The sequence below is a fragment of the Parapedobacter flavus genome (assembly GCF_035818675.1).
Taxonomy (GTDB): domain Bacteria; phylum Bacteroidota; class Bacteroidia; order Sphingobacteriales; family Sphingobacteriaceae; genus Parapedobacter; species Parapedobacter flavus.
The window spans coordinates 793392-817581 of sequence record NZ_JAYKZZ010000001.1 but is presented as its reverse complement, the minus strand read 5'-3'; the positions used below and the strand labels follow the sequence as shown (position 1 = coordinate 817581).

Genomic DNA, 24190 nt, shown 5'->3' with positions numbered 1-24190 from the left:
ACATAAACCCATTCAGCTTTTACTTTTTTTCATTAACATTGTATCCATCATTGTCAAAAATATGTTGAAGTTCAGTTGCTTCGTGATTGCGGTTGTTGCAGCCTTGTGTGTACGTGCACAAGGAACCGGCAATATCGACCATTTCATCGTAAAGGAAAATCTAATCAAAAACGGCAAACTGGCCATTATTGCCACAGACGCTGAAGAGCGTCCTAATGAAGCAGTTTCGGGCACCTTTCAATTCGTCATCAACGGCTTCAAGCAAGCGTTGCAGTTCCACGAGGGGGTGGCTATCACGTCGCACCCCATCGAAACCTCGGCATTTGTATTTATCAAGCACCGCAATCAGCAAGGTTCCCATGGTAGGCTCTATTTCGTGTGGAAGCGCGACCAGGGCCTCCAACCCATTGCTATAAACTGGTATTTCCTCATCCTTGTCCCGGCAATCATTCTCCTTATCGCCTACCTCTTCAAACGCATCATGGTATTGGCCATTATCGTATTGGTTGCCTTATTTGTTTATAATTACAGCAAGGGGCTGGATCTAGAAAATATTTTCGAAACGATTGCGCACGGAATTAAGTCGTTTATTTAAAATGGCATCCCTATCCCGAAGTTATATTGCACAAAATTATAGCGGTCGGGGGCATTCGTCAGGCGGTATTGCTCTTTAAAAGCCTTATTGTTGAAAAACTCCGAGATGACCCACTGTTGTGCACCGTCAAACTGCGGGTCGCGCACCTTCACGCCGGCATCCAACCGGATCACGAAATAATCGAGATCGAACCGCAGGCCGGCCCCTGCCCCGATGGCCAATTGTCCGAGGAAACGGTCGAACCTAAACTCCCCACCAGGGTTCAATTCATTTTCATTGATGCGCCAAATGTTACCGAAGTCTGCAAACGTAGCGGCCTTAAGTTTAGCTCCAAAAATATCATTCACCAACTTAAAGCGGTATTCGATACTCCCTTCGAGCTTAATTTCCCCCAATTGGTCGAGATTTCGGAGATTGAGGCGCAGATCGGGGTCGAGCACCTTGCGGTTGTAATTGCCGGGGCCCAATGTGCGTGCCTGCCATGCCCTTATGCCGTTCATACCCCCACCGAAAAAGCTTTTCTCGAAAATCAGCAGGCTCGAGTTATTGCCATAAGGAATGGCGACCCCCGGATTCAGCCGCATAACAAGTTGCCGGTCTCCGCCCAAGGACCGATAATACCGTATATCTGTTTCGACCTTTGCATATTGCAGGTAAGGCACGCCCATAATCTCTTTCTCGCCGTCTATGTTCCGCTTAAAATCGATCACCTTACTCGCCAGCCCGAGCAGGTTGCCGCTCAGGTCTAGCGCACCCCGGAAATAAAGGAAACTTTCCAGCCTAGAAAGCCGGATAGCATTCACCGTATACGCATATTGCGAGCCCAGCCCAAAATAAGCCCGGTTGTTGCTACGTACATACAGCAGAAAATCCTGGTCAATCAAACGTTGGGCAAATTCGCTATTTAGGCGGCCATAACGATATTCGAGCACCACGGGGGTAAGGTTATGCTGCTTATAACGGGTATCAAACCAGTTATAAGATAGTGTGCCGCTGAAATAGCGGTTCGAGTAGGTTTGAAATTGGTCAAAGGCCTGTATATTCGCGGAGAATACCGTGCGGGGCAATCCGTTTTTCCCCACGGGCGGAACGGCAAAAGGCGTAATCAACCGCGGCACGGTGATGTTCACCCCGATCTGGAAGTCGTTGTTGAATACCCTGTCGAACAAACCGCCCGATAGTCGCGAGTCAAACAACACGCCATAGCGCAACTTCACCTCCAACTGCTCCAGTCCGCCGAAGAGGTTGCGGTGGGTAAAGGTATTTCCAATGTTGAAACCACTCATTCCCGCGTTGAATGTATATTCGCCCTCAATCTGGTTACCCATATAAGGCCGCGGTACCAGCTCGTAGTGCACATTCAGCCGATTGGAACCTACCTTCTCATAATTGATCTTCACATTGCGGAATCCATTCAACTCATAGAGCCGATCATAGGTGAGATTCTCCAAATTAGCGTTATAGGTATCCCCCTGCTGGTGAAACAAGTACCGCGCTATGGGCGCTGCGCGGAAGCGCCCGGTGTAGTCCCGGAAAGTGAGCTGTCCATCCAGTACGGCCTCATCAGGCATGGGCTGGTTCCGTTCGGGCCGATCGTGTTTGATCACCACAAAACTGCTGTCGATATGGAATTGCGTATGCCCTGTCCGTCCCTCGGGGTTATCCACGATAAGCCGCACGTCTGCCTGATTGCGCTGCAAACTAGAATCGACATCTACGCGCATATACTGCCGCAAATAGTCGTAATAGCCGCGCTGCCGCATCAGGGAATACACCCGCTCGCGCTCGGCCACCAACGAGTCGGCATCATAGCGCGATCCGGGTTTGATGGGGCTCATTGCGCTACGCCGTTCGGCATACAGTCGGGCCAGCGCTGTATCGGCAATATCCACATTCACGTTGCGGAGCGTAAACGGCTCGCCCGGTACCACCTGGAAATGGAGGTGCGCCCGCTTACCCCGCCGCACAATGTTTTGGTCTACTGTGGCGTTGAAATACCCCTTGGATAGCAGGTAACGGGCAATCTGTTGCGTGGAGAAATCGACGAGGGCACTATCGAGGATATGCGGTGGCTCGCCCACGTTGCGGATGTTGGTGGTGCGGTAGCGCCCCTTGCGGGCGTTTGCCAAATTATAGATAAAAAGATTGATGCGCGAGTTGGGCCGGAGCGCGGGAGGGATGTAAGCTTTGGCGCCCTCAGCAAACTGCGGGTCAATGCCATCGATTTCGACCTTCGTTACCAAGGCCTGGTTGGCCTCAAGCAACCGTGTGGAGCGGCACGATGCAAATAATACCAGCAAAAGCATTATACTTGCATACGTAACAAGACAATCCTGTTTAATCATTGACAATGCTTTCAAAACCACAAATCCGTGCCATTACGTCGCTTCAGCAAAAAAAAATCCGCCGGGAACACGGGTTATTTATTGTGGAAGGTGTTAAATCTGTCGGGGAATTTCTCCATTCAGACTACAGCATCCAATGTATTTACCATACCGCCCAAGCGGCTGCAAAATTGCCTAAAATCCCGCAAAATATAAAATCGGTTGAAATCGATGAGCCGACGCTGGTGCGCATCAGCGCCCTCAAAGCCCCGCAGGGCGTACTGGCCGTGGTACGTATACCCCGCTACGCTCCGTTAACGGCAGCTATGCTGCAGCAAGGTTTCCATTTGGTACTCGATGATATCCAAGACCCGGGCAACCTGGGCACGATTATCCGTACCGCCGAATGGTTTGGCTTGGAGCGGGTAATTTGCTCGGTTGGGTCGGTAGATGCTTACAACCCCAAAACCGTACAAGCCAGCATGGGGTCACTTGCGCGCATGCAGGTGTACTATACCGAGCTGGCCGAGCTGGTGGCCCATTCGCCCGTTCCGGTGTTCGGGGCCGTGCTTAATGGCAGCGCCATTTACCACACAGATTTCGGCCAGCAAGGGCTGGTGGTGTTGGGCAACGAGGGCAATGGTATCGGCCCGGCTGTACTGCCCCATATCACGCAGCGTGTTACCATTCCGCGTGTAGGCCATGCCGAGTCGCTCAATGTAGCCATATCCGCCGCGCTGTTCTGCGCAGAACTGACTAGGAAGAAAAAATATCGTATTTTTACCACCGATGGGTAATACGTATGCATTGATAACCGGCGCAAGCCAAGGATTGGGCAAAGCATTTGCGCTCGAATTAGCCAAGCGCCAGTTTAACATCATCTTGGTTAGCCTGCCGGGCGAAGGTCTTGATTTCGTGGCCACCCAGGTGGCCGAATCGGGTCAGGAAGCCCACTGCTACGAGACCGATTTGACACTAAAAGCGAATATCGTGGCGTTGGCCGACTGGGTGAACGAGCGGTTCCCGCTATCGGTACTGATCAACAATGCTGGCTGCGGCGGCACCCAGCGGTTTCAAGATGTCGATGTCGACTACCTCGATCGCATCATCCAACTCAACGTCAAGGCTACGGCTTTACTTACCCACCAATTGTTACCCAACCTGATGAAAAGCGACCAAGCATACGTGCTCAATGTGGGTAGCGTGGCCGCATACAGTCCTATCGGATACAAAACCGTGTATCCGGCATCGAAGGCCTTCGTATACAGCCTCAGCCGGGGGCTTTACCAAGAATTTGCCGATAGCAATGTATTCTTCAGCGTGGTCAATCCCGGCCCTATGATGACCAATGCCGACTCGTCGGCCCGCCTACAACAGCAGGGCTTTTTTGCAACGATGGGGTTGCTTACGCCCGAAGAAGTTGCGGCAATCGCCATTAGGCAGCTCTTCAAGCGCGATACGCTCATCATGCTCAACTGGGTGAATAAACTCACGTGGATGGTGATGAAATTCTTACCCGTATACATCCGCCTTCCGCTGCTTACCAGGGCCATGAAGAAGGAGGTGAAACGCGCATGAAGGTACTGGTTACCGGCGCAAATGGCCTGCTCGCCACCAACACCATCATCGCCTTACTGTCGCGCGGATACCAGGTGAAGGGGCTCATCCGCGATACGCGCAAATTTCTCCTCCCCGCCCACACCAACCTCGAACTCGTTGTGGGCGACATCACCGACGCCCAGTCGTTGGATCGGGCCGTTGCCGGTTGCGATTACCTCATCCATTGCGCCGCCACGACAGACCAACGCCTGCTTCGCTATGCCGACTATCATCGAATCAACGTGGAGGGCACCGAAAACGTCATCCAGGCCGCTATAAAGCACGGCGCCCGAAAAATCGTATACGTGGGTACCGCCAATACATTCGGGTATGGCACATTGGAGGCGCCGGGCAACGAAACCCTGCCGCCCGCCGCACCGTTTACCGATGCATGGTATGCGAAAAGCAAACTCGAAGGACAACACCGTATATTAGCCGCCGCCGACCAAATAGCCGTTACCATTGTAAGCCCCACGTTTATGATCGGCCCTTACGATGGGAAACCCAGTTCCGGTGCCATCATCCGCATGGGTTATGGCAAGAAGGTGGTCTTCCACCCCCCCGGCGGCAAAAACTTCATCAACGCCGAAGATGCGGCCAACGGTGTGGTAGATGCGCTGGAGAAAGGCCAACAGACCGAAGCCTATTTACTGGCTGGCGAAAACCTCACCTATCGAGCCTTTTTTCAAAAACTATCCGCGCAGACCGGCCAGCAGACGCTACTGATCCGCGTACCGCCCGTCTTACTGCGCATAGCCGGTTATCTCGGTGATGCCCTTCGGTGGGTGGGGGTCCGCACGGCCTTATCGAGCACGAACATGAAAATCCTATGCGTAAACAACTATTATACCCACAAGAAAGCGCAAGCCCAGTTGGGCACGTCGTTCAACCCCATCGAGAACGGCATCGACGCCGCTATCGCTTGGTTCAGGGACCATAAGTTATTGTAATCGGTGTACCGCTGCTTAATGCGAGCTCGCTTTTTTTATTTAATTTATAATCTGTCTAAATAATTCATATCTTTGGAGCATTAGGTTATCGAATCTATATGGTTTGTTTATATAGTTGTTTAGTTTAGTTAGTAAAACCCCGCTGATGTGAATCACCGGGGTTTTTTATTTCGGATAACTACTATAAATCCTACTTTTGTAGCCAACTATGGTTTCAAAAAATCAAGCGGGCATCCCCATCTCGATGTCGCTCAACGACACCCTCAGTTCGGAAGGGATCAGTTCATCAGCACTACCGAACAAAACCCGCATCATCGTTATCGCCGCCTATGCGGTGGCCATTGCGGCCTTAATCAGCTTCATCGCTAAATTTCTGGTGTTGTTTATCAACATGATCACCAACCTATCTTTTTACGGTACATTTTCCTTCCATGAGGGCAGCCCATGGGGAGCCAACTTGGGCATATGGGTTATTATCATTCCCGCTATCGGCGGGTTGATCGTAGGTTTTATGGCATTATACGGTTCAAAAGCCATCCGAGGGCACGGCATTCCGGAAGCCATGGAGCAGGTGCTGACCAACCAAAGTAAGATCAGGCCTTCCATCACCTACCTCAAACCCATCTCGTCGGCCATTGCCATCGGTACCGGTGGACCATTCGGCGCCGAGGGGCCCATCATCGCCACGGGTGGCGCGTTGGGATCTACATTGGGGCAGGTGCTCAAGATCTCGCATTCCGAGCGCAAAATCCTGCTGGCTGCGGGCGCTACGGCGGGTATGACGGCCATCTTCGGCAGCCCCGTAGCGGCCATTTTCCTCGCCATTGAGTTGTTGCTCTTCGAATTCACCCCCAAATCGCTCATTGCTGTATCGCTGGCGTGCATCACCGGCGCGGCGGGGCACCATTTCCTGTTCAGTGCCACGCCCGTTTTTGCGTTGGAGCATATCATACCCACCGCCTCCAACCCAGCCATCCTGGGGTATAGCATCATTGGCATCGCCATCGGCTTCCTTTCCATCATGCTCACCAAAGCGGTATATTGGGTAGAAGATGCGTTCGAGCGGTTGCCCTTCCACTGGATGTGGTGGCCGGCCATTGGTGGTTTGGCGGTAGGTATCGTGGGCTATTTTGCCCCCCGCACGCTAGGTGTTGGCTATGAAAACATCACCGACCTGCTCAACAACAGCCTACCCTTGGCGGTGGTCTTATCACTTTGTCTGCTCAAGTTCCTATCGTGGGTCATTGCCCTCGGCAGCGGCACATCGGGCGGTACCTTGGCGCCATTGCTGACCATCGGGGCTGCTATCGGGCTATTGTGTGGCCACGTGTTGCTCACTTTATTCCCCAACTGCGGCATCAGCCTGCCGTTAGCGGCGTTGGTCGGCATGTCTGCCATGTTTGCGGGCGCATCCCGCGCGGTACTCACCTCCATCATCTTTGCGTTAGAGACCACGGGGCAGTTCAATGCCATGCTACCGTTGCTGGGATCGTGCGTGGGCGCCTACCTCGTATCCTATTTGTTTATGGATACCACCATCATGACCGAAAAAATCACGCGGCGGGGCATCCACACGCCCGATTCGTACCAACCCGACCAGCTAAACCAGTTGACCGTTGGCCAAGCCATCGAGCAGACCAGCACCGTCATCGAGGGCGACAATACCATCGAAGAGCTGCGCAATTGGTCGGCTGCAGAGGGGCTCACCGAAAACTACTACATCGTGGTCGATTCGGATTACCAATACATCGGCATTGTCAGCTCCTCCAGTATATTCTCGCATCACCAAGATCAGGGGCAACCCATCAAATCGCTGATCAAAAGACAGCCGGCTTATTTACGGGCCACCAACAGCCTAAAGGAAGCCATCCATAAAATGACCCAAGAAAACGTGGATGTGTTGCCGGTATTAGCGGCGCGGGGCAGTACGGTGGTGGGGTTATTGCACTACAAAAACATTCTGGCCGCCTATGATGCTGCCGACACCTTGAATGAACAACGGGAGACGAATATCTCCATCAAACGGTCGAGCATGCGGATGCTGGTAAAGGGAAAGAAAATCCTGATCAAAAAGCGGAACACCTAAACCGCTCAGGCTGTTTAGAGCACATGGGCAGTAAAGCTGCCCAACCGGGTGCTATCCTTTTCAACGGGCTCGAAAAGCTGGTCGATATGGAAAGCCAAGGTACTGTACACTTCCAGGTTACTCTGTTTGCCGAAGCCTATCGATGCCAATACCTGCAATTGGGCATTCAGTGTGCGGTTAAAGGCGGTGCGGTATTTTTCGCTGATGGGTTCCGATGGCGGAAACACCTGTGCCAAGGCATCCACCTGTTTGCCATGCTTCCAAAAGCGGTAGCACACGTGGGGGCCGGTAGCCAGTCCGGTACTGCCCACATAACCAATCACCTGCCCTTGGCTCACGTGCTGTCCGCGCTTCACGGCGCGCTTGCTCATGTGCAGGTATTGCGTGGTATACACGTTGTCGTGTTTAATTTTAACGTAGTTTCCGTTACCGCGGCCATAGGCCGATGCTTCCACCACACCAGCTGCCGTAGCTACAATCGGGGTGCCGTGCGGAGCGGCAAAATCGGTACCCAAATGGGCTTTCCACCGGCGTTGAACCGGGTGGAACCGCCGCAGCGAGTACCGCGATGATATGCGGCTGTATTTCAATGGCGCTTTAAGGAATGTGCGGCGTAGGCTTTTCCCATTCTCGTCGTAATAGGCGCCACGTTCATCATCGGCACCCTCAAAATAAAACGCCTGGTATTCCTTCCCCTCGTGGCCAAACACGGCCGACTCGATACGCCCCGGACCTACGGGCACACCGTCTACATACTTACGCTCATATACCAGTTTGAACCAATCGCCCTTATTGATGCGGTAGAAATTGACCGCCCAACCGTATATTTCTGCTAACTGCACAGCCAGGTCGGGGCTGGCCCCGTTTTCTTCCAATGTTTCGTAGAGCGAACTTTGGATCACGCCGGATACGGTTTCGAGTTGGGTGTCTACCGGCTTCTGACCTTTATATACCGATGCCTCCCCCCGCAGGTCGTACACCACGTAATCAATCGGATTGGGTTGGTACACAAAATAATGGGCCTTGCCCGATTTATCCTTGAAAATGGTATAATCATGGCCCGCCGCAATTTTCCGCACATCAAATACAGTCTTCGCTTTCTCGGCGACCACCGAAATGCTCGGCAGGTCGATTTGGTAGCGTTGCAAGATATCCGACAAGAACTCATTGCGTTTAACGGTTTGCGTTTCGATATCAAACCCATCCATGGTCAGTCCGAATAGCAGGGCACTGCCTTCGGTTGCCGGTTCGGCCACGGCCATGGGCTGTTCGGGAGTAGCGTCAAAAGAAGAAAGCGAAATAAAAGTGGTACCCAATACGATTACACCAAGCACAACAAGTGCAAGTACATTTTTCTTTGAGGTCATTTCTTATTATAGGTAGTTAGAATCTCCAAAAGCTGATTCGGTATTCATCTAAGTTAATCGGTAGCCACCGCCACCACAAATCCATCACACATTGCAAAAATGCAAATAACGCATTTTTATTTAAAAAGTTTTATTTTTTAACACTTTTTTACATTTCCGGCCAATGTGGTGGGTACCGATTACTGCCCCACCGAAAAACGATAGATGCAGGTGCTGGTGTACGTGTCGCCCGGTTCGAGCACGGTAGTGGGCCAGTGCGGTTTGTTGGGTGCATCGGGGAAGTGCTGGGTTTCGAGGCAAATGGCGGATTGTTTCGCATAGGGCACCCCTTCTTTACCGGTGCGCGAGCCATCGAGCATATTGCCGGTATATACCTGCATGCCCGGTTCGGTGGTGTATACCTCCATGGCGATGCCACTACCGGGTGCATATAGCCGGGCGGCAGGTTCATCGATGCTTCCGTTGGTATTCAACACAAAGTTGTGGTCTATGCCACTGGCTATCTGTAGTTGCGCATTTAAGGAGTCGCGCCCCAGGGCCGCACGGATGGGTAACGGTTCGGTAAAGTCAAACGGTGTGCCCGCCACGGGTTGTATCTCGCCGGTGGTAATGAGCGTGCTATCCAGCGGTGTATAATCAGTGGCATTCACGTACAACACATTGTCAAGCACCGTCTTTTCGGGGTCGCCGGCCAAGTTGAAAAAGCTGTGGTTGGTGAGGTTGATCACGGTTTTTTCGGTCGTTTCCGCTTCGTAGTTGATAGCCAGTTCATTGTGTTGGTTCACGGCGAAGGTTACACGCACGGTTACTTCGCCGGGGAAACCGCTTTCGCCGTCGGGCGATATATACGCGAGCACCAGCGTACTATCGTTGGGTTGGTCGGCTGTAAACACCTGTCCGCGCCAGCCTTCCCCCCCACCGTGGATGGTGTGCTGGCCGTTGTTGCGGTCCAGCTGTACGGTATCGCCGTCCAACACGAAGCGGCCGTTGGCAATGCGGTTGGCCACGCGGCCCATGGTAGCACCGAAAGAAGACGGTGTGGCGGTATAGTCATCGATGTGGGCAAACCCCTGCACCACATCTCGGAATTCGCCTTTCGCATCGGGCACCATCAACGACACGATGCGGCCACCGTAGTTGGTGATGCATGCTTCCATCCCACTTGCATTGCGAATAACGTACAAGTTGGTCGAGTCGCCGTTTACTACCGTTTGGAAATCGCGCCTATCCAATCCCGATCGGGTTTTTTGTACTTCCGGCTGGGGGTTGCAGGCCGCTAGCATGGCTATGGTTATCACTCCGCAGGCGAGGGTATTGGCAGGTATTGTCATTGGTGCTTCGTTTCGTGTTAAACATCAAAGGTATAAATATCTGTGACATTTACCGCCCATGGTCGATTCTGATGTCAGTGGAACCGGATTCCTAAAGCGATATCGATGTGACCGAGGTTTTCCTTATTTTCATCATCCAGCTCCATCTCGTTTCCATCTACGGTAAACCTGCCCAGAATACCGGTGGTGGCCGCAATCTTTGCACCGATTGACAAATGATCCGACAAGCGGATATCGTACCCTACATGGGCGATGTACCCCGCAGTTGCCCCTTTTATCCGCTGGGTTGTAATTATCTCAAAGCGGTTCAGGTAGCCCACATAGCCCAGCGATGCCCCTGCCAAAAACGTATTTCCGTCGGAAAATGTCTGTCGGAAAACCGCGCCGGGGCCAACGAAGGTAATGGAAATATTGTCACTCATGGTGCCGTATTGGGTGTTGCCGTATACATCGGTTACATACACGTCGGCTATGCTGTTTGACGAGGCAAAGCGGTTGGCATGCAGCCCCAGGCCCAGTTTGGGATTCAGAAAATAATAAGCGGTGCCATCCAGTACCCAGCCACTTTTCAATTTCTTGGCATAGGAAACAAATTCGCTGGGTACATTGGCATTGAGTTTTGCCGGCCGGTAGCCATAGCCACCACTTAGTGATACCTGCCACCGGTCGAAGCCGGTTTGAGACTGCTGCGCCCATCCCAATGACATGCCGAAAAACAGGCCCCAGGCCAGGTTCAGGCTGATACGTGTGATACGGTTCATATTAACCAATTAAAGTTGGCGAGCTACGTTGGGAATTTCACGCAGCCGGATAAAACCACCATTCAGGTGGTCAAGTTTCATTTCAAAAGCAGCCTCAGCATTAGAAGCAATGAGCGCTCCCGCAATGCCAAAGAATGCACTTGCAACGATAACGTCACTAGCTGCAGCAGCTACCTTGTCTTTACCCATAAAAAACAAATCATCCCCTTCGCGCCACAACGGATAATAGCCATAGCTCGTAGCCACATAAGGCTGCCCTCGATATACGATGGCATACACATCCTTTGACCTTACTTTCCTTGCCTTCCCCGAAGCATCGGATACCGTTACCCGGGTTTTCGTACCGGCCTTCTCACGGACCTCCACCTGTGCATCAGGAGTCTGGGCCGCGAATGACTGGTAGGTCCTATAAAGACCCTCAGCATACGTGTCCGTAGTATAAAGCGGAATATTTCGTTTTTCAATGCTATCCATCGCCATCACCTCCACGCGTGAATAGTTCGTTTGTGTTTTAGGTTGGCGAGACAGGTTCACCGCGATGAAATCAACCAGGGTATTGCCGGTACGGCGCAGCAAGGCATTGGTTACCTCCATAGATTCAACAGAAACCACGGTATCTATTGTAGCCAAAGAAAAATAGCGGTCATCCTGCTCAGTATAAAGTGACACCCGCATGTAGCAATGTCCTTTTTCAGTAAACGAACCACTTAATTCGGCAAACTGCATATGCCTTAGCTGCACAAGGAGCCGCCCGTCCCCAGCGGTCGAATCCGTAAGAGCGGCAAGTGCGTTAGCGAGTTGTAGCCCAAGCGCTGGCTCAGCGACCACCCGAGCAGGAGCGTTCAGCACGCCTTTCTGTACCAAACCTAAATTACTGGTATCGGTCCGGGAGTCCAGGAAATCAATTATCTTATAAAAGCTATGTGAAACCACTGCGGTTGGCAGTTCCAATACAAAATGCTTCTCCCTATTCTGAGCATAACCAGCGGTAACAATAACAACGACAAGCAGCATGAGTGGGCAAATACGTCTTTTTAGGGCAAGGCTCATCTTAATTTAATTTTTCAGTTTGTAAAAAGTATCTAATAACCGTTTAATTTCAATAAATTACTATCGTTTTCTCACCGATTCATGCTAGGTTCCCTATCGGCCAGGCACGAAGAAAACACGAAGGTCAAAACCCGATTCCGAAGTTTGATGATCATTCGATATGACCGTGGTGACTACCATCATATTAATCCAAAGCGTTGTAAAAGCCTGTTTAACGAGGTATTCATTTATCCTATACGGGTGGTCAATTCGCGACGGAAGCCGGTGGTCATACCCTACGCAACCGCCAAAATATGGGCAAAATGGCTTTCCAGTATATTTTCCTATACCCGATCGTCCAGTAGAACCTAAGCTTAGAGGCTTTAACAAAGCTCGTACTCCCCTTAGCGTCAACTACGATTTATCCCATTCGCGTATTGCTATTTTAGCGCGTTCAACGACTTTTTTCCATTTAGGGTCCTTTATTATTTCTTCATCCGAATCTTTTTCATTATAGTTATTTAACAACTTTCTTAAGTTATTCAATTCAAAAATGGCGGCATTAGACAATCCTATTTTAGAAGCTTTATTATCAATAAAATCATCAAAATTAAAATCATCAAATAACGAACACATCAATTCGGTATAAGAAGAAATTAACCTCGTGTCATTGTCTTCATTTAACCACAGCTTTCGTTGTAAGCTCAAATCAGACAATTCAATTATCATTCTGTATATACTCTCGATTATTTTATCCATTAATCTAAAATTTTGGCATCTTATTTATATCAAATTGATTTAATGGAATATGAGCTCCTGGAACATTACCATTCGGAAGAACTTTTCCATTTACATCATAGAACTTGCCATCTTTCATAAATTTCACATAAGGATTTTGCTGTAGTACATTTGGACTATTTGGGTTTCCTGGCATTTGCCTAATTATGTTGTGTGGGTTACTTGGGTCTTTAAAAACAGTGCCACCACCTTTTTTACTTGCTTGTGTTATCCAACCTTTCGGGGCAGTTCCCCCCTTACCTACCTCATTCACATACACCTTTCGGGATTGGGAAGTCAGTTTACCCTGTTGGTTCACAATCCCGTCTTTCACCATGTGTGAAACACTCGATGTTGCCTTCGCTCCTGTCCAGAAATTCGCACCCCGGATCAGGTTGGAGCTGCCAGCCGCCGCACCGCCAGTGATTCCGCCAAAAAAAGCTGTCGTACCCAACCGCTTCAGCGAAAGCTCATAGGGATCACCGAAGGCAATCATGTTACCGACGCCAAGCGCCATGTCGTTGTACACGGCACCAACACTGCCCATCACAACCCCACCGGCAACCGAGGTTGTCGACAGAGTCAGGGCTCCTCCCACTGCGGCGCCACCCGTTGCCGCACCCAATGCACCCGCAACGGCTCCAACACCAAAGGCCTTCGCGCCTTCCCAGAACCCGCCCTTGGCTACCTCATCCCAATGGGTGATTGTATTGACAACACCACCCACCACGGCGCCGATCGCGATATGTACCCACTCCCCGTCCGGATCGACGTAGATCACCGGGGTATTCCCCATCGCTAAATACGGGTTGCTGAACTGACTCGCAGGGTCCATCACATTCCACCGTCCAATCGATGGATCGTAGAACCGTGCCCCATGGTCGTACCAGTTCAGCCCGCCCTGTTCCTGCAACTCCTTACCGCTATAAAGATAATGGTTCTTCGTTCCCGACACAAATGAAAGATGTAGCCCATTGGCCGGGTCACCGTACATCGCCATACCGTAGGGATAGTATGCCGTCTGCTGGATAACCCGCGCCGTGGTTTGGTTGTTGTCCGAGGGATTAGCATCGAACATCACACGCGTGCTACCCAGGTGATCCGTAAGTGCGTACTCATAAAAGTAATTATTGGACGTTCCATTGCGGCGTGCCCTTCCTTCACCGGTTTGCACATAAGCCAGCACGCCCTGCTCATACTGGATACCTGCAACATAGTCTGTCGTCTCTACCGTGCTACCGTTCGTATATTTCCGCTGCAGCTTCTTCCCCGTACGGTCGTACAGGTATGTGATTTTCTTCACCGGACTGCTCGTGAAGGTAATCACCTCGGGCAGGTTGAATACGTTGTAACTAATCGTTGTGACCCCTTTATTGAGGTCCTTCGTCGCATTACCGTTCGTATCGTAGGTGTATTCATTGGCCTGCTGCACCCCATCGTTGAAGCCCATCGCTTTATAGGTGGTGGCCTGTGTACTGATGTCATCAATGCGTGTATGGCGATAACCGCTGTATGTAAACACCAGGCTATCGATCTGCCGTTTGGCGCTACCCGTCCGGGCCCAGCGTCCGATGCGGTCGATGTTGCCCGTATTGGTGTAGCGGATGTGCTCGCTATGGTTTCCGTCCCAGGTGCCATTTGTGGATGACAGGGCAGTGGTCATCTGCCCGATGGCATCATAGCCGAAGCGGTAACCGAGCTGCGGCGGTGCGGGAGTCATACCCGATGCAGCCTTGGTCTTCCACCGTATACCCGCTATGTTGCCATTGTATTGAGGTGCCACTGCCGCATTTTCATAATCAATGGCCATTCCATATAAATCCGCACCGCTGGTGGCGTCGTCTTTATTTAACGTATTATTGGCCGCTAGATTGGGGTCATTTACGGAAGTAAGCCAACCGCGGGCATTATAACGGTAGTCTACACTTTGCAGGTATTTCGTCTGCCCTGCCTTCAGGTGCAGCTTCTTGTCAATGAGCTGACCAAGCTCGTTGTACGTGTGGTGTGCCAACGTGATCTCCGGGTCAGCACCGGTTTTCTGTTTTACATCGACCAGCCTGCCGGCATGGTCGTATGAGTAGCTGTTGGTTACCGTGACGGTTTGGCTCGAAGGGCCCGTGTGTACCCGGCGACCGGTGGCTAATTGGCCGGTAAAATCATAGGTACTACTCACCACATCTTTTCCCCCAAGGTGATTGCCTACATGGGTTTGGATAACCTGCGCATCGATGTCATAGTAAGTTACTGCCCAAAGTACGGTAGCTGGGCTGTTCAACGTCCATGTTTTGCGTCCGGTTAGCAAGCCCGGTGCCTTGGCAATTTTCACATTACCTCCATAAGTCTGGTAGGCATAGTTCGAAGGCAACCCCGGTATATTGTAGGTGTCGTAGTAATTGACCAAGTAATAGGTCGATACGTTCGTAGGCCATGCGGCATTCGTGTATCCATGGGTAGTGGTGCTCGTATTCCGGCTTTCCCAAAGTGTCGTATATCCATCCACCTGTGTTTGCAAAGCGGTGCGCGTAATGGCTGTATTGTTATTATTCCATAAACCGGTGATGACCAGCCGCCCATGTGCATCATACTTGTTCACCATCCATTCGTGGCGTGCCCGTTGATTAGCATCTTGCGAAGCTACGAGTTGGTGGCGCTTATTGTAGACGAAGTATTCCACTCCTTTGCCGGGCAGCGTTTGCTCCACCTTACGCCCCATCTTGTCATATCGGTATTTGTAGCCCAGGCTGGCAATCGTTGCCGTCGATGGCACACTGGATCCGTCAGGGTTCGTACCCGGGGGCAACACATAGGTAATTCTTCCAAAATCGTCATAGACGTAGTAAGTGGAGAGTGTCACCACGGTTGATCCATTCTTATTGTACGTGCGAAGCAATACGACACGTCCGTCTTTATCGGTATATTCTTCCGTAGTACCTGCTTTGCCGTCAGCTGATTTCCAGTTTTCGTCTCTCACAATACTGACATATAATTGCTTGGCAGCATAATTGCCGTTGTGCTCTGGCGTAGGTTCGTTCGTGGTCGAAAGGGTCACATTATATCGCACCACATCGGTGGTGTTGAGGGTTACCAGCGTTTTCACCGTATGACCCGAGTTGGGGATGCTTCCGCTTTGCGGTTGCCAATGTGCACCGGGCGACCCTTGCTCCAACACCCTGTTTAGCGGCGAGGCCTCGAAAATAGTTTGTGCATAGGCGTGACTAATTACCGGTTTGCCCGTTTGCCCGGTAGCGTTATAAAAAGCCTGTTGTTCGGATACAGCGTTGGTTTTGAAATACCCGTTTCCGCCACTATTTGTTGCGTAGGGCAGATACCCGGTTGAGTTCCTTCCGTGTATGTCGTAGGTGATGGGCACAACGACGTCTTTAAGGCCTGGCGAACTTTTTATTGCCACCTGCTGCGCGGGTCTGCCAAGCCCATCGAAATAGGTAATCTGGCGGCTAGCCTGGTTTAGCGTGGGATCCGCAATCGGGTCAGTCGCCGGCAGCAAATAGGTGGTCGTCAACACGTAATTCCGGTCGTTCGAAAAAGGATTGGTGCTGGCAGGGGGAGCCCCAACATATATGTGTACAGCAAATCCGACGGGCACCTCAAACCCGGGTGCCAGCGTGACACTCTGTGTACCATACAGCTCCGATTGGCCACTATAGGTATTGAATACCGGGTTTGTGCCCTGCGCCCGTACGCGGCCAAAACACAGGCATACGATCGCGGCCGCTGCCAGATGAAAAACAATGGGTTGTTTCATGATTTCCCGTGTTATGTGTCAATCAGTCGATTCGATAGTTATATTTATACTCTTCCGCAATCTTTCCGTTATGATCCCGGATCAGCAACAGGCGCTGCAAACCATCGTATTCATATGAAAGTACCTTGCCCCGCGGATCGGCCTCCTGTATCACCCCCACACCCGGTTCATAAGCCCGGGTTGTCACCAACGCCGCCGACAGGGAGGACGCTGTTCGCAATGGAGCTAGAAAGGCGGTAACCTGGGCGGCCGTGGGGGCAAAGCTGGCCGCAAAGTTGTCCACCGCCGCAGGGCCACCAAGCGCGGTTACCACCGTGGCGTAGTCCGCGTTCTGGATTTCGGCAATGGGGTACGTGTTATTGTAGCTGTATAATACGGTGGTTGGCATGCCGTGATCGGGCTGGGTAGTCACCAGGTTTTCCTTACTGTCATACGTAAATGTGCTCCGGCCAACCGATACGCCGTCGCTGAAGGTTTCGCTGGCGACTAAACGTACCTTCACTGGAGAGGTGCCGGGCACTCGCCTATACGTATTTTCTGTCTTCTCAGCCTTGCCGTTGACGGTGGTCTCCGTTGTTCTGATTGCTGTCAGCATGTTGGCCTGCCGCATCGACAAATTGGCCTCATAATCGGGCATGATTACTGGTGCCACCGGGTCTGCACTGTAATATGTAACCGTCTCATGGAACCTATTCTGTGAGTCATAGCGCGCAGGCGACCTCACCAAAAAATAACCGTTCGGCGAATACTGATAACCGGCTGTGGCTTCTGCATATACCCCCGGGTTGGCCTGGTCATACACCCGCTTGATGGCTTGCACCACCCGGAAGTTCTCCACATTTGTCCAGTAGTGGTAAGATACGACAAAACCAGCGCTTTGATTCGGAATGGTCATCCCCCATGCCACTTTTTGCCAGGCGAATGCCTTGCGTTGCAGGGGGGTCGTTTGCGAAACATATACGAAACTATCAACGGTCAGTTTGTCGCCATTTGCGTCGTATACGGTATACGATTGCGGTACGCCCCGTTTATAAGCCAGGTTAATGGATGAGCTGATATTCGGAGGTCTGGTAGACCCGCTTGGGTTACTGTCCCAGTTGCTCATATCGTCCGGGAAATCCGAAAAACTATTGAACCGTGCGACGGTATAGCCCCCGCTCGGTGAAATGGTCTTAACAGCCCGATATCCGATAAAGGTGCCGTTCAGATCATAGATGTTGGATACGGATTCCGAAAAATTCTTCACCAAGGTATTAGCCGCATTGGAGATGGTCAGGTTGTCATACGAGAATGTCCGGATACGGCCGTTGGACCTCCCCTGGCCATCATTATAATTGTAGGTTGTGGTCAACGTCTGGTTGCCCGGGTCACGCCGGACAATGGACTTCACCCGTAGTCCGCCCACCGCGATATTGCTGGATAACGAGTACAGGCAACTGTTCAATTCATAATTGAGTTCCGTTTCAGCTCCTCCAAGCGCGCCAATCGAGACCAAGATGCCCGCTTTCGTTTGATTAAGGTTCGGTGTTCGCAAACCCGGGTTCTTCAGCGGATCCCCCGAAATAATCCGGTAGTAACCCCAATAGTCAAACTGGTCCGTGTCCCTGACCGGAAGCTGATAACCAGTGTAGTACTCAAACTCCCGGTACGGTATAAGCTGTCCGGCTAGTTCACCATTTCCCTCAACGTTGATCCCGTCCAGTCTCAGCCGCAGCCGCTCGGGATCCGATGATGGCATACCGAAATACCCATATTCAAACCTGTAGGTACGCAGCAATTTCGTTGCCGTCGTACCGGTTCTGGCGCTCACGGCTATCGCAGTAAGCCGCGCCGCATTTGTCAGGTCAGTCCGGTCAAACGCATAGGAAAACATGATCCGGGAAACTGACGTTTGGATTTCCGAAAGCTGCCTGGGCTGGGATACGGTCGTGGTGGATGTTTCATGTTCGGCTGGCTGCCAAGAACCCGAGCCATTCCCAGTTATGGAGGAATGATGGTGCTTCAACGCCATGTTGGCGGGAGACGATATATAGCTAAATAGGATGGTCTCCTTATCATTATAGGTAATGATCCGATGCAGATACCAAGTTGAAACATACGTGCGGTTTGCCGCCAGTAGCTTACTTGTAACGGATTCAGTAAACGACGATGCAGCCCCACCGAAACAGTAACGATTTCCCTGCCCATCCACTACCGTAAAACCATATCCCTCCGGCGACGTTGGCGTGTCGTGAAAGATGTGCGGGATGATCTTCAATCCGGTATTATTTGAAAAAACAGCTTCCCCATTTTCATCTAACACAAATTGCACACTGAAAAAGGGCGTTTTTACCACAAAAAGATCGGGCTCACCGTCGGCCGTGGGTGGGTCAAGCCACGGCCCTCCCGTTAGTTCATCGGGTAGCGGGGTATTGTTATTGGCCCAATCCGCCACTTTCTTACCCCATTCATGGGAAGTCGTATGATTGCCCAAGTAGCCTTGGTTATGTTCATCAGGTAATCCCCTGACCACCCGGGAGATATTACCACCCGCTGCAAGCTGCCACCCTAGGCCTACATTTGAGGCATAATCTTGCACGCGGATACCCCGTCCGCCCACGTAATTCAGCGATACCGGAATAGACAAATCCTTGCCTTGTGCCGTTGCTATAGGAATATTTATTTGTGCGGTACCGGTATAGAGGTCCACACCTACTTCCGCATCGCTGCCTCCTTGCCCAAGGAACGCATTATTGGGCGATGGAAGGCCCAATGGAGGCTGTGCGCGTATATAAAACACACACTGAATCAAGATCGCAATGGCAAATATCTTCTTCATAGTCAGCAAATCAATTATTATTTCTCGATTGGTTCTTCAATGCATCCATTTCCTTCTTCAATTCAATGACGCACAGGCTGAGTTCCTCCACTTTCTCCAAAAGTTTGCGGTTCATCTCTCCCCGGTAAGATAAGTGCTTCATTCGCTATTCCTCCTCCTTCACTGCGACCACATCCACCCTATCCAGACGGGATTTCAGCCCATCGATGATCGTCTGCTGCTCCTTGATGGCCTCCACCAGGTAGGGTATGATTTCCTGATAAGCGACACCCCGTATACCAACCGAATCGTCCCGGCTGACCACATGTGGAATCACTTTCTCGAGTTCCTGCGCTAGAAAACCCGCATGCAGCTGTTTGTCGCTGCCCGATTTAAAATTATAGGTGACCGGCCGCAGCTGCTTCACCAGATCAAGGGCGTTGCCACTGATCCCGCTTATATTGGCTTTCAATCGCTCGTCTGAAGAGGTGATCACATTGGAAACATGAACCGCAACATGACCTGTATTGGCCATGTTGTAAAACACCACTTTGCTCGAAGACGACTGGATGCGTGGATCCGACGAAAACACACCCAACCGCAACTGCGACGAATTGATGAAGTCGGCCGCCAGGCCGTTCATCTGGAATTTGTTGGTCGGCGTGGTCACACCAATCCCCACATTCCCGTTAGCAATCACTTTAACCTGTGCCTGTGTGTACAGCGCACCACCTAACATAACGATGGTTGCCACGATGAGCGATTTTACTTTAAAGGGTCTTTTCATATCATTAGCTATTAAGTTTACACGATTATACCTGCAATATTACGGAGCAATGCTTGAAGGGCACATCCGTTTTAGCTATAATTTTAATAGCCTAAGGCTATAATTTTCAATCGATTGAAAATAGGGCCAACGGTTTTACCATATTTGCTCAAACCCATGAAGAAAATACCCACATACCTGCGCGGAGGTGCCTTGCTACTTGCCATAGTGCTGGCCACAGTCATCGCCATGGGCACTGCCGGGCTTTTGCTGCTGCTGCAATACCATCGGCAGTATGCAGCCAACAACATGCGCCAGGAACGCCTCCAGCAGAACTTGGCTTCGGCAACCAACCTGCTCCTTACCGGCTACCACACCACGCCAACAGATACGTTGGCACTTAATTTATTCGACGGCGACCGCGATTCGGTGATACTGGCCTGCCAGCCATGGGGGGTTTTCGATTGGGCCACCGCATGGGCCTATGAGGGTGCCGACACGCTGCAACGTACGTTTCTGATGGGAAAAGTGCCCACGCCCAACGAACGGTTCGCCTTGTACCTCGCCGACGAACACCTGCCGCTTTCGGTATCGGGTAAAACGTTCATCCGCGGCGACGTCTTCCTGCCCGAGGCGGGTACCCGGAAATCATATATCGAAAACGAAGCTTTTGCCTACGAAGAGGTCATACATGAGGGCACGATATATAATAGCGCGGACATGCTCCCCGCGGTAGACACCACCGTCATCGACTGGTTGAACAATTACCTGCAATCGGACGGCAACCGGGTAGACAGCCTGACCATCGACCTGTTTTTCCCCGGCGAAGACACCATCGTCGTAGCCAACCAGGTTATCACCGTAACGGCCAATGCCAAGCTCAACAATGCTTTGTTGTTCGCCCCCCACATCCGATTCGAGCCGGGCTTCCACGGTCGCCTTCAGGCGTTCGCCCGTGATTCGCTCGTGGTGGGCAGCGATTGCCGGTTTGACTATCCCTCGGCCTTGGGCGTAATCCACATCCCAACGGATAGCCTCTTTACCGAGTTCCAACCGTATTTACGCGTCGACAGTGCGAGTGTGTTTAACGGAATCGTGTTTACCTATTTCCCCGGTAGCGAGCAATTGCTAGCCAAACTGGTCCTTGCCAAAGAAGCCACCGTGCATGGACAGGTCTATGCCGATGGGCTACTGGAACTGCAGGGACGGGTGAACGGCACGACCTTGTGCCGGAGATTTACCCTGCAAACTGCGTCTAGTCTTTACGATAATTTTATACTCGGGGGCGTCATGGACATGACCACACGTTCTCCTCATTACGCGGGCAGCCCACTGCTCAATCGGGGCAGACTGGGCCGCATCGCCTTATCGATAGACAATCACAATCCTAAGTCAACAGGCTATGAAGACCAATAATCTCATTATACACAAGCGGCTGCACGCATCTACCCTAGTGGAGGTATTGGTGGCTTTGGTTATCGTCACATTGGTAACCGCCACCGCCGCCACCTTATTTGCCAAAATAGTGCTCAAACAGCCCGCCAATGCGCGCGACCTGCAACTGGAACTGAAAGCGTTGGCTCAACGTGCCAAACAGGAGGGCAACTTCCTGCCCGCTCAATTTGAAATAGGCCGCGGGGTGCAGGTTGACAAAGAAGTGTCCAATTACCAAGGCGATACCTTGTTGTTGTTGCTGGTGTACCGGGCGCACCGCCCCGGCACCGCCGAAGAAACGGTGTACCGCGAAATCATCATCAATAACGAATGGAACGACTAAACAGACGGATTCCCGCTTTCACCGTCATCGAAACGATGGTGGCCCTGGTACTTACCGCATTGGTTATCTCGTTTATTTTTACTGCAATGCGGTGGGTAAACCGCCAAAGCGGAACGCTTACGGCCCAGCTCGCGGCATCGGGCGAAATGGACCGTTTGTATCATGCATTGCAAACCGACACGGATCGTTCGTCCGAAATCCGGCGCTTCCCCGACGGGTTGGTTTTCCGAAGGGCGGACACTTCAGTATATTATCTGAATGTCGATTCCTTATGCATCCGCCGGATTGGTCATCTTACCGATACGTTCCGGGTCCAGATAGACAGCTTGGCTTATTGGTTCTTAAACAGCCGCCAGGAAACACCGCGGGGAGTCGTTGATGCGTGTAGCATGTACGTAACAAGAAACAACCGCGCTACCCCCGTGTTTATTCGAAAAACCTACGATATGGCCGCCTTAATGTATTTAACCGATTCGACCACGACTCCATGAACAACGGTATCCCCATCCGAAAGCTGAAAAAGACAGCGCCCGACATGCCACGCCAAAAAGACAAGCCGGCGAGCTGGCTTACGCGCGATATCACCCTATTTTCGATATTTGGCGACAAGCACAAAGAGGCTTTTTATCACGAGTTCGGTACGCTGCTACAGGCGGGGGTCGATCTCAAGGCAGCGTTGGATATCATCATCGGCCAGCAGCAAGGCGATAAACAGGCCACCATGCTGCGGCAGCTCCAACAGGCCGTTGTACAGGGCTCTGCTTTATCTACGGCGATGCAACGGCACACGCCTTTTACACCCTACGAATACTATAGCGTGCAGATCGGTGAGGAAACCGGAAAAATCGCTGCGGTGCTGCAAGACCTGGCGGCCTTTTTCCGTAAACGCCTGCAACAGCGCCGACAGCTCACCAGTGCGCTAACCTATCCGGTCATCGTTATGCTCACCTCGTTTGGCGCCATCTTCTTTATGCTGAATTTCATCGTGCCCCTATTTGCAGATATCTTCGCGCGTTCCGGCAGCGCATTGCCACCGATTACCCAGCTCATCGTATCGTTCTCGGAGGCGTCCCGTACGTATGCACCCTTGGCCGCCGTTGCCGCCATCGCACTGGGTGGGTGGCTGTACGCCCGCCGCGATAAGGAGTGGAACCGCCGGTGGACGGCGTGGTTTTGGTTGCACCTGCCGGTATTCGGACCGATGGTCAGAAAAGTCTACCTCGCTCGGTTCTGCACGTCTATGGCCCTCCTTACGGGTGCCCGCATACCGTTGATACGGGCCCTACAGCTCTGCCGGCAGATGGTGGGGTTCTATCCCATCGAGCAATCGCTGATCGCGGTCGAAGCCAGCGTAATGCATGGCCATACCTTACATAGCAGCTTGGCGGCATTTCCCTTGTATGATGCCAAACTGGTTTCCTTGGTAAAAGTCGGTGAAGAAGTGAATCGTTTGGCCGACTTCTTTAACAAGGTAGCCGACCAGTATAATGAAGAGGTGGCTTACCAATCGGCAACCATCGCATCGCTTCTGGAACCACTTATCATCATCTTCCTCGGACTGCTGGTCGGTGTCATTCTCATCGCCATGTATTTGCCCATGTTCCAAATGGGCGATATCATCGGTTGAATACCGCCGTTCATCTGGGTCAATCGTTGGTTCATCGGGTTTATTTTTTGTCGTTATTTCCGTGTTGCATCTTCGTACCATGAATCAATAAAAAATAAAATCATGGAAAAAATCAACATTGCACAACTTGAGCAGCTGCTCACGCTCGACACCGAGGTCGTCTGCAGTATGGAACACGAGGACCAGATCGAATCCCGAAAAAACCTATCGGGATGGGTTTGCGCCACTACGATAACCACCACAATGACAACCGACGGCTGAAACCGCAGATGGGTGCCCACCGCTGTTTGATTATCGAGGACGACTGGTCTGCCATCGAATTGATGGCAGACTATGTCGGCCGCCGAAAAGAATTGACGCTTGTGGGGGTTGTTCAGGAACTCTACGAAGTACCGGATGCGCTAAGCGCAACCCAACCCGACATCGCGTTCCTCGACTTGGTTATTCCCCAAGGCTCGCCTTCGGATTTCCACTTCGGTCTCATCCCCCCAACGGTAATTGTGGTCGTTGTTTCGGCCATCCCCCTTGCCTTATTCAACCGCGCACTACCGCCAACGGTGGTCGATGAGCTGCCCAAACCTGTTTCTTATGAACACTTTAACGATTGCATAGACCGTATCATTGAACGACTTAGACCGTAA

The 24190-nt window shown here is 51.6% G+C and carries 20 protein-coding genes; 11 read left to right on the top strand and 9 right to left on the bottom strand.

The window, feature by feature from the left end; all coding sequences use genetic code 11:
* Nucleotides 1-61: 61 nt before the first annotated feature.
* The gene (locus tag U9S71_RS03335; RefSeq protein ID WP_326325223.1) at nt 62-595 is read left to right on the top strand and encodes a hypothetical protein; all 534 of its coding nucleotides are present in this window, start codon (nt 62-64) and stop codon (nt 593-595) included.
* Here the strand turns inward: U9S71_RS03335 and tamL are convergent.
* Nucleotides 592-2901, bottom strand: a complete 2310-nt coding sequence (gene tamL / locus U9S71_RS03330) for a translocation and assembly module lipoprotein TamL (RefSeq protein ID WP_326325222.1) — start codon at nt 2899-2901, stop codon at nt 592-594. The two genes, U9S71_RS03335 and tamL, sit on opposite strands and share 4 nt — an antisense overlap.
* A 44-nt stretch (nt 2902-2945) precedes the next feature.
* On the opposite strand from tamL, the gene U9S71_RS03325 reads away from it, so the two are divergent.
* From U9S71_RS03325 to U9S71_RS03310, 4 genes are all read left to right on the top strand, one after another.
* The gene (locus tag U9S71_RS03325) at nt 2946-3716 is read left to right on the top strand and encodes a TrmH family RNA methyltransferase (RefSeq protein WP_326325220.1); all 771 of its coding nucleotides are present in this window, start codon (nt 2946-2948) and stop codon (nt 3714-3716) included.
* Entirely contained in the window at nt 3709-4497 is a 789-nt protein-coding gene (locus tag U9S71_RS03320) for an SDR family NAD(P)-dependent oxidoreductase (RefSeq protein WP_326325219.1), read from the top strand. The genes U9S71_RS03325 and U9S71_RS03320 overlap by 8 nt, the downstream gene beginning before the upstream one ends.
* Entirely contained in the window at nt 4413-5468 is a 1056-nt protein-coding gene (locus tag U9S71_RS03315) for an NAD-dependent epimerase/dehydratase family protein (RefSeq protein WP_326325218.1), read from the top strand. Before U9S71_RS03320 ends, U9S71_RS03315 begins: the two co-directional genes overlap by 85 nt.
* Before the next feature lie 208 nt (nt 5469-5676).
* Complete coding sequence (locus U9S71_RS03310; protein ID WP_326325216.1) at nt 5677-7554, top strand: chloride channel protein; 1878 nt, start codon at nt 5677-5679, stop codon at nt 7552-7554.
* A 14-nt stretch (nt 7555-7568) separates the two neighbouring features.
* Here U9S71_RS03310 and U9S71_RS03305 read toward each other — a convergent pair whose 3' ends face one another.
* From U9S71_RS03305 to U9S71_RS03270, 8 genes are all read right to left on the bottom strand, one after another.
* Nucleotides 7569-8921, bottom strand: a complete 1353-nt coding sequence (locus U9S71_RS03305; RefSeq protein ID WP_326325215.1) for a M23 family metallopeptidase — start codon at nt 8919-8921, stop codon at nt 7569-7571.
* 179 nt (nt 8922-9100) lie between these two features.
* Complete coding sequence (locus U9S71_RS03300; protein ID WP_326325213.1) at nt 9101-10252, bottom strand: aldose epimerase family protein; 1152 nt, start codon at nt 10250-10252, stop codon at nt 9101-9103.
* Nucleotides 10253-10326: 74 nt separating this feature from the next.
* A complete protein-coding gene (locus U9S71_RS03295) occupies nt 10327-11013 on the bottom strand; it encodes a hypothetical protein (protein WP_326325211.1) in 687 nt (228 codons plus the stop codon).
* 9 nt (nt 11014-11022) lie between these two features.
* Nucleotides 11023-12063 (bottom strand): hypothetical protein, encoded by a 1041-nt coding sequence (locus U9S71_RS03290; protein WP_326325209.1) that lies wholly within the window; start codon nt 12061-12063, stop codon nt 11023-11025.
* A 393-nt stretch (nt 12064-12456) separates the two neighbouring features.
* A complete protein-coding gene (locus tag U9S71_RS03285; protein WP_326325207.1) occupies nt 12457-12801 on the bottom strand; it encodes a hypothetical protein in 345 nt (114 codons plus the stop codon).
* Nucleotides 12802-12805: 4 nt separating this feature from the next.
* Nucleotides 12806-16582 carry a DUF6443 domain-containing protein gene (locus tag U9S71_RS03280; RefSeq protein ID WP_326325206.1) on the bottom strand — a complete coding sequence of 1259 codons (3777 nt, stop codon included), beginning with the start codon at nt 16580-16582 and terminating at the stop codon, nt 12806-12808.
* A 22-nt stretch (nt 16583-16604) separates the two neighbouring features.
* Nucleotides 16605-19400, bottom strand: a complete 2796-nt coding sequence (locus tag U9S71_RS03275; protein WP_326325205.1) for an RHS repeat domain-containing protein — start codon at nt 19398-19400, stop codon at nt 16605-16607.
* Between the two features lie 145 nt (nt 19401-19545).
* On the bottom strand, nt 19546-20166 hold the full coding sequence (locus U9S71_RS03270; protein ID WP_326325203.1) for a tail fiber domain-containing protein: 621 nt from the start codon (nt 20164-20166) through the stop codon (nt 19546-19548).
* A 156-nt stretch (nt 20167-20322) separates the two neighbouring features.
* Here U9S71_RS03270 and U9S71_RS03265 point away from each other — a divergent pair, with 156 nt between their 5' ends.
* The 6 genes from U9S71_RS03265 (at nt 20323) to U9S71_RS03240 (ending at nt 24190) form a co-directional block, all read left to right on the top strand.
* A complete protein-coding gene (locus U9S71_RS03265; protein ID WP_326325201.1) occupies nt 20323-21561 on the top strand; it encodes a hypothetical protein in 1239 nt (412 codons plus the stop codon).
* Nucleotides 21548-21922, top strand: a complete 375-nt coding sequence (locus tag U9S71_RS03260; protein WP_326325199.1) for a pilus assembly FimT family protein — start codon at nt 21548-21550, stop codon at nt 21920-21922. The genes U9S71_RS03265 and U9S71_RS03260 overlap by 14 nt, the downstream gene beginning before the upstream one ends.
* Nucleotides 21910-22413: a PulJ/GspJ family protein gene (locus U9S71_RS03255; protein ID WP_326325197.1), complete on the top strand. Its 504-nt coding sequence runs from the start codon at nt 21910-21912 to the stop codon at nt 22411-22413. The genes U9S71_RS03260 and U9S71_RS03255 overlap by 13 nt, the downstream gene beginning before the upstream one ends.
* The gene (locus U9S71_RS03250) at nt 22410-23549 is read left to right on the top strand and encodes a type II secretion system F family protein (RefSeq protein ID WP_326325195.1); all 1140 of its coding nucleotides are present in this window, start codon (nt 22410-22412) and stop codon (nt 23547-23549) included. Before U9S71_RS03255 ends, U9S71_RS03250 begins: the two co-directional genes overlap by 4 nt.
* A 102-nt stretch (nt 23550-23651) precedes the next feature.
* Nucleotides 23652-23810 carry a hypothetical protein gene (locus tag U9S71_RS03245; protein WP_326325193.1) on the top strand — a complete coding sequence of 53 codons (159 nt, stop codon included), beginning with the start codon at nt 23652-23654 and terminating at the stop codon, nt 23808-23810.
* Entirely contained in the window at nt 23762-24190 is a 429-nt protein-coding gene (locus U9S71_RS03240; RefSeq protein WP_326325191.1) for a response regulator, read from the top strand. The genes U9S71_RS03245 and U9S71_RS03240 overlap by 49 nt, the downstream gene beginning before the upstream one ends.

What these genes read in the sequence shown, in the direction of transcription:
- U9S71_RS03240 (WP_326325191.1), top strand. Translation starts at nt 23,762, where the DNA reads ATGGGTTTGCGCCACTACGATAACCACCACAATGACAACCGACGGCTG.
- U9S71_RS03265 (WP_326325201.1), top strand. Translation starts at nt 20,323, where the DNA reads ATGAAGAAAATACCCACATACCTGCGCGGAGGTGCCTTGCTACTTGCC.
- U9S71_RS03250 (WP_326325195.1), top strand. Translation starts at nt 22,410, where the DNA reads ATGAACAACGGTATCCCCATCCGAAAGCTGAAAAAGACAGCGCCCGAC.
- U9S71_RS03285 (WP_326325207.1), bottom strand. Translation starts at nt 12,801, where the DNA reads ATGGATAAAATAATCGAGAGTATATACAGAATGATAATTGAATTGTCT.
- U9S71_RS03275 (WP_326325205.1), bottom strand. Translation starts at nt 19,400, where the DNA reads ATGAAGAAGATATTTGCCATTGCGATCTTGATTCAGTGTGTGTTTTAT.
- U9S71_RS03320 (WP_326325219.1), top strand. Translation starts at nt 3,709, where the DNA reads ATGGGTAATACGTATGCATTGATAACCGGCGCAAGCCAAGGATTGGGC.
- U9S71_RS03290 (WP_326325209.1), bottom strand. Translation starts at nt 12,063, where the DNA reads ATGAGCCTTGCCCTAAAAAGACGTATTTGCCCACTCATGCTGCTTGTC.
- U9S71_RS03300 (WP_326325213.1), bottom strand. Translation starts at nt 10,252, where the DNA reads ATGACAATACCTGCCAATACCCTCGCCTGCGGAGTGATAACCATAGCC.
- U9S71_RS03310 (WP_326325216.1), top strand. Translation starts at nt 5,677, where the DNA reads ATGGTTTCAAAAAATCAAGCGGGCATCCCCATCTCGATGTCGCTCAAC.
- tamL (WP_326325222.1), bottom strand. Translation starts at nt 2,901, where the DNA reads ATGCTTTTGCTGGTATTATTTGCATCGTGCCGCTCCACACGGTTGCTT.
- U9S71_RS03245 (WP_326325193.1), top strand. Translation starts at nt 23,652, where the DNA reads ATGGAAAAAATCAACATTGCACAACTTGAGCAGCTGCTCACGCTCGAC.
- U9S71_RS03295 (WP_326325211.1), bottom strand. Translation starts at nt 11,013, where the DNA reads ATGAACCGTATCACACGTATCAGCCTGAACCTGGCCTGGGGCCTGTTT.
- U9S71_RS03255 (WP_326325197.1), top strand. Translation starts at nt 21,910, where the DNA reads ATGGAACGACTAAACAGACGGATTCCCGCTTTCACCGTCATCGAAACG.
- U9S71_RS03325 (WP_326325220.1), top strand. Translation starts at nt 2,946, where the DNA reads ATGCTTTCAAAACCACAAATCCGTGCCATTACGTCGCTTCAGCAAAAA.
- U9S71_RS03305 (WP_326325215.1), bottom strand. Translation starts at nt 8,921, where the DNA reads ATGACCTCAAAGAAAAATGTACTTGCACTTGTTGTGCTTGGTGTAATC.
- U9S71_RS03335 (WP_326325223.1), top strand. Translation starts at nt 62, where the DNA reads ATGTTGAAGTTCAGTTGCTTCGTGATTGCGGTTGTTGCAGCCTTGTGT.
- U9S71_RS03260 (WP_326325199.1), top strand. Translation starts at nt 21,548, where the DNA reads ATGAAGACCAATAATCTCATTATACACAAGCGGCTGCACGCATCTACC.
- U9S71_RS03270 (WP_326325203.1), bottom strand. Translation starts at nt 20,166, where the DNA reads ATGAAAAGACCCTTTAAAGTAAAATCGCTCATCGTGGCAACCATCGTT.
- U9S71_RS03280 (WP_326325206.1), bottom strand. Translation starts at nt 16,582, where the DNA reads ATGAAACAACCCATTGTTTTTCATCTGGCAGCGGCCGCGATCGTATGC.